General features: G+C 72.1%; 4 protein-coding genes and 1 pseudogene. All 5 read left to right on the top strand.

Annotation, left to right across the window (positions count from 1 at the left end):
* On the top strand, positions 1-925 hold a 925-nt coding region (locus tag IBX53_RS15185), incomplete at its 5' end, for an aminotransferase class III-fold pyridoxal phosphate-dependent enzyme (protein WP_290910929.1).
* Positions 922-1623 carry a CoA transferase subunit A gene (locus IBX53_RS15180; protein ID WP_290910926.1) on the top strand — a complete coding sequence of 234 codons (702 nt, stop codon included), beginning with the start codon at positions 922-924 and terminating at the stop codon, positions 1621-1623. The genes IBX53_RS15185 and IBX53_RS15180, both read left to right, overlap by 4 nt.
* A complete protein-coding gene (locus IBX53_RS15175) occupies positions 1613-2266 on the top strand; it encodes a 3-oxoacid CoA-transferase subunit B (protein WP_290910924.1) in 654 nt (217 codons plus the stop codon). The genes IBX53_RS15180 and IBX53_RS15175 overlap by 11 nt, the downstream gene beginning before the upstream one ends.
* Positions 2266-3549, top strand: coding sequence for an ArgE/DapE family deacylase (locus tag IBX53_RS15170; protein ID WP_290910921.1), 1284 nt, complete (start codon positions 2266-2268; stop codon positions 3547-3549). Before IBX53_RS15175 ends, IBX53_RS15170 begins: the two co-directional genes overlap by 1 nt.
* A pseudogene (locus IBX53_RS15165) lies at positions 3546-3943 on the top strand (acetyl-CoA C-acyltransferase); the annotation flags it as partial. The gene IBX53_RS15170 and the pseudogene IBX53_RS15165, both read left to right, overlap by 4 nt.

Raw genomic sequence — 3943 nt, 5'->3', positions numbered from 1 at the left:
GGAGGCGCCCTTCACCGACCTCATCCACGCCTCGCTCAAGGTGCCAGGGCCGGACTTCTACCGCCACCGGGACGGCGACGACGACGCCCATGTGGGCCGGGTGCTGGCCGAGACCCGCGCAGCCATGGAGGCCGCAGGACCCGAGACGATCATCGCCTTCGTGCTGGAGCCGGTGGGCGGCGCCAGTACCGGCGCGCGGCTGCTGGGCGAGCGCTACCTCAAGGGCATCCGCACACTGTGCGACGAATTCGGCTGCCTGCTGATCCTCGACGAGGTGCTCACCGGCGTGGGCCGCACCGGCGCCTGGTTCGCTTACCAGCACTACGGCGTCGTCCCCGACCTGCTGGCCACCGCCAAGGGGCTGGGGGCCGGCTACTACCCGGTGGGGGCGCTGCTCGCCCGTGACGACATCGTCGCGGCGGTGATGGCCGCCGGCGGCTTCCAGCACGGGCACACCTACGCCGGCAACCCGCTGGCCTGCGCCACCGGCCTCGCCGTCATCGAGGCGATCCGCCGCGAGGGGCTGCTGGCGAACACCCGGGCGCGCGGAGAGCAGCTCGAGGCCGGCCTGCGGGCGCTGGCCGAGCGCTACCCCTGGGTCGGCCAGGTGCGCGGCCTCGGCCTGCTGTGGGGCGTGGAGCTGGTGGCCGACCCCGTGACCCGCGCACCCTTCCCCGCCGAGCAGAACCGCTTCGCCCAGATCACCGCCCTGGCCAAGGAGGAGGGCCTGCTGATCTACCCCCGCCGCACCCTGGACGGCGTGGCCGGCGACCACTTCCTGGTCACCCCGCCGCTGACCATCACCGCCGATGAGGTGGGGACCCTGCTCGAGCGCCTGGCGCTCGCCATGGCGCGCTTCGACCGGGCGCTGGCCGACGGGGCCGCCGCCTTCACCGCCCGGCCGACGGAGGGCCGCCCGTCATGACGCTGCTCACCGAGAAGGTCCGCGACATCGAGGCGGCCGTGGCCGCCATCCCCGAGGGGGCGACGATCATGGTTGGCGGGTTCGGCTCGCCCGGCACCCCCTTCGCGCTGCTCGACGCCCTGCTCGAATCCGGCCAGGGCGGGCTCACCCTGATCAAGAATGACGCCAACGAGCCCGGCATCGGCATCGGCAGGCTGATCGAGGCCGGCCGCGTCAAGCGGCTGATCACTTCCCACCTGGGCCTCAACCGCACTGCCATCGAGGCGATGAATGCCGGGCGACTCGAGGTGATCTTCCATCCCCAGGGCCTGCTCGCCGAGAAGATCCGCTGCGCCGGCGCCGGCCACGGAGGCTTTCTCACCGACATCGGCCAGGGCACCGAGATCGCCGAGGGCCGCCGGGAGATCGAGCTCGACGGCCGCCCCTGGGGCATCGAGCCCGCCCTGCACGCCGATGTCGCCCTGGTACACGCCGAGCGGGCCGACCGCTACGGCAACCTGATCTATCGCGCCACCGCCAGCAACTTCAACCCGCTGATGGCCATGGCCGCCGAGCAGGTGATCGCCCAGGCCTACCGCCTCGACGCGCCGGGTGAGCTGCCCATCGATGCCATCCACACCCCCTGCGCCTTCGTCAGCCAGGTGGTGCAGGTGGACCGTGCCACCAGCGAACAGGGAGTGCGCCCCCATGGCCTCTGACACCCAGCGCATCCTGGCCAGGGCCGCCCGGGAGGTGATCCCCGGCCAGATCGTCAACCTCGGCATCGGCCTGCCGACCCGCCTCTTCCACTACCTCCCCGACGAGATGGAGGTGCTGGTGCACTCGGAGAACGGCGTGCTGGGCTGCCGCCCGCGCCGCGACGGCGAGGCGCCGGACCACGACATGATCGACTCCGGCGGGGCCTACATCACCACCCGCCCCGGGGCCAGCGTCTTCGACAGCGCCACCTCCTTCGCCATGATCCGGCGCAGCCGGGTCGACCTCACCTTCATGGGTGCCTTCGAGGTCGACGCCGACGGCAACCTGGCCAACTGGAAGATCCCCGGCAAGTTCTCGCCGGGGATCGGCGGCGCCATGGAGCTGGCCCAGAAGGTCAGGCGGCTGGTGGTGCTCTGCTCCCACAACGACAAGCACGGCAACCCCAAGATACTGGCTCGCTGCCGTCTGCCGCTCACCGCCAGCGGCTGCGTGTCGCGCATCATCACCGACAAGGCGGTGATGGACGTGACCCCCGCGGGGCTTGCCGTGGTGGACATCGCCGAGGGGCTCGACCCTGCCGACCTGCGGGCGGCCACCGAGGCACCGCTGCTCATCGATGAATCACGGATGGGGAGGTTCTGATGCTGGATGCCACCGAGACGCGCATCGTCGCCGCCTGCGAGGCGCTGATGGACGACACCCTGGCCCTGACCCGCGACCTGGTGCGCGGCTACAGCGTGCTGGGCCAGGAGCAGGGGGCGCTGGACACCATGGAGGCCTGGCTCGCGCGGCTGGACCTGCCGGCGACCCGGGTGCCTCTGGATGCCCCGGGCCTTGCCGACCACCCGAACCGGGCCCCGACGGAATGGGAGTGCGCCGGGCGCTACAACCTGGTCTCGCGGCTGAACCCGGAATCCGAAGGCCCGCACCTGGTGTTCAACGGCCACCTGGACGTGGTGCCCGCCGAACCCACCGACATGTGGACCCGGCCACCCTGGGAGCCCTGGGAGCGGGACGGTTGGCTCTATGGCCGCGGCGCGGGCGACATGAAGGCCGGCATCGCCGCCATGGTGATGTCGGTGGCGGCAGTGCGCCGGGCTGGTGTGGCCATCGACTTCCCGCTGACCCTGCAGACGGTGATCGAGGAGGAGTGCACCGGCAACGGCGCCCTGGCCTGCCTCCACCAGGGCTACGGCGGCGACTTCGTGCTGATCCCCGAGCCCTTCGGCGCCCAAATCCTCAGCGGCCAGGTGGGCGTGCTGTGGTTCCGCATGCGCCTCGACGGGGTGCCCGCCCATGTGCTGGACACCGCCGCCGGCCGCAATGCCATCGAGACCCTGCAGGGCTATTTCCCGGCGCTCAAGGCCCTGGAGGAGGAGATCAACGCCCTGCCCCGCCCGGCGCCCTACGCGGAGCACCCCCACCCCTTCAACCTCAGCATCGGCCGGGTGGAGGGCGGCAACTGGGCCTCAAGCGTGCCGGCCCACGCCATCCTGGAGGGACGAGTCGGCTTCCCGCCGGGCATGCCGCCCGAGGCGATGATGCGCCGGGTGCGTGAGGTCATCATGGCCCGCCATGCCGAGCTCGACGACGCCACGCCGCCTCCCCGGGTCAGCTTCCACGGCTTCCGCTCCGAGGGGCACCTGGTCGACCTGGACACCCCCGGCATCCGGCTGCTCTCGGCCTGCCACGAGGCGCTGCTAGGCGAGCCGCCGGCCCACTACCTCGCCACCTGCACCACCGACCTGCGCGCCTTCCACGTCGCCGGAGGGATCAACGGCACCTGCTACGGGCCGGTGGCCGAGCGCATCCACGGCGTGGACGAGTGCGTGGAGATCGACTCCATCCGCCACGTGCTGACCACCTACGCGCTGTTCCTCCACCGCTGGGGACAGCAGGCCACCCGACAGGAGCCGAGCGCATGAAAGACGTCTATCTCGCCGACTACGCCCGCAGCGCCTTCACCCGCGCCCATCCCCGCAAGCCGGAGGTGGACGCCTGGGCCGACACCCGCAGCGACGCCCTGCTGGCCGCCGTGATCGATGCGCTGCTGGCACGGGGCGATTTCGACGGCGCCGCCGTCGAGGAGCTGAGCGTGGGCTGCGCCCTGCCGGTCAAGGAGCAGTGGAGCTTCGGCGGCCGCTACCCGCTGTGGCTCGCCGGGCGCCTGGGCGAGCGGGGCCGTGCCTGCGCCAGCCGCCAGATCGACCAGCAATGCGGCTCGGGGCTCGCCGCCCTGCGCAGCACTGCCCGGGAGATCCAGGCCGGCGCCATCGAGGTCGGCCTCGCCGGCGGCGTCGAGAACATGACCCGGGTCCC

It is taken from the genome of Halomonas sp. (genome assembly GCF_014859505.1).
In the GTDB taxonomy this organism is placed as follows: Bacteria; Pseudomonadota; Gammaproteobacteria; order Pseudomonadales; family Halomonadaceae; genus Halomonas.
The sequence above is the reverse complement of the archived record's forward strand: the minus strand, read 5'-3'. Positions and strand labels throughout refer to the sequence as shown.

Bases quoted from the DNA above. Each gene is read 5' to 3' on its own strand.
- IBX53_RS15180 (WP_290910926.1), top strand. From the start codon at position 922: ATGACGCTGCTCACCGAGAAGGTCCGCGACATCGAGGCGGCCGTGGCC.
- IBX53_RS15175 (WP_290910924.1), top strand. From the start codon at position 1,613: ATGGCCTCTGACACCCAGCGCATCCTGGCCAGGGCCGCCCGGGAGGTG.
- IBX53_RS15170 (WP_290910921.1), top strand. From the start codon at position 2,266: ATGCTGGATGCCACCGAGACGCGCATCGTCGCCGCCTGCGAGGCGCTG.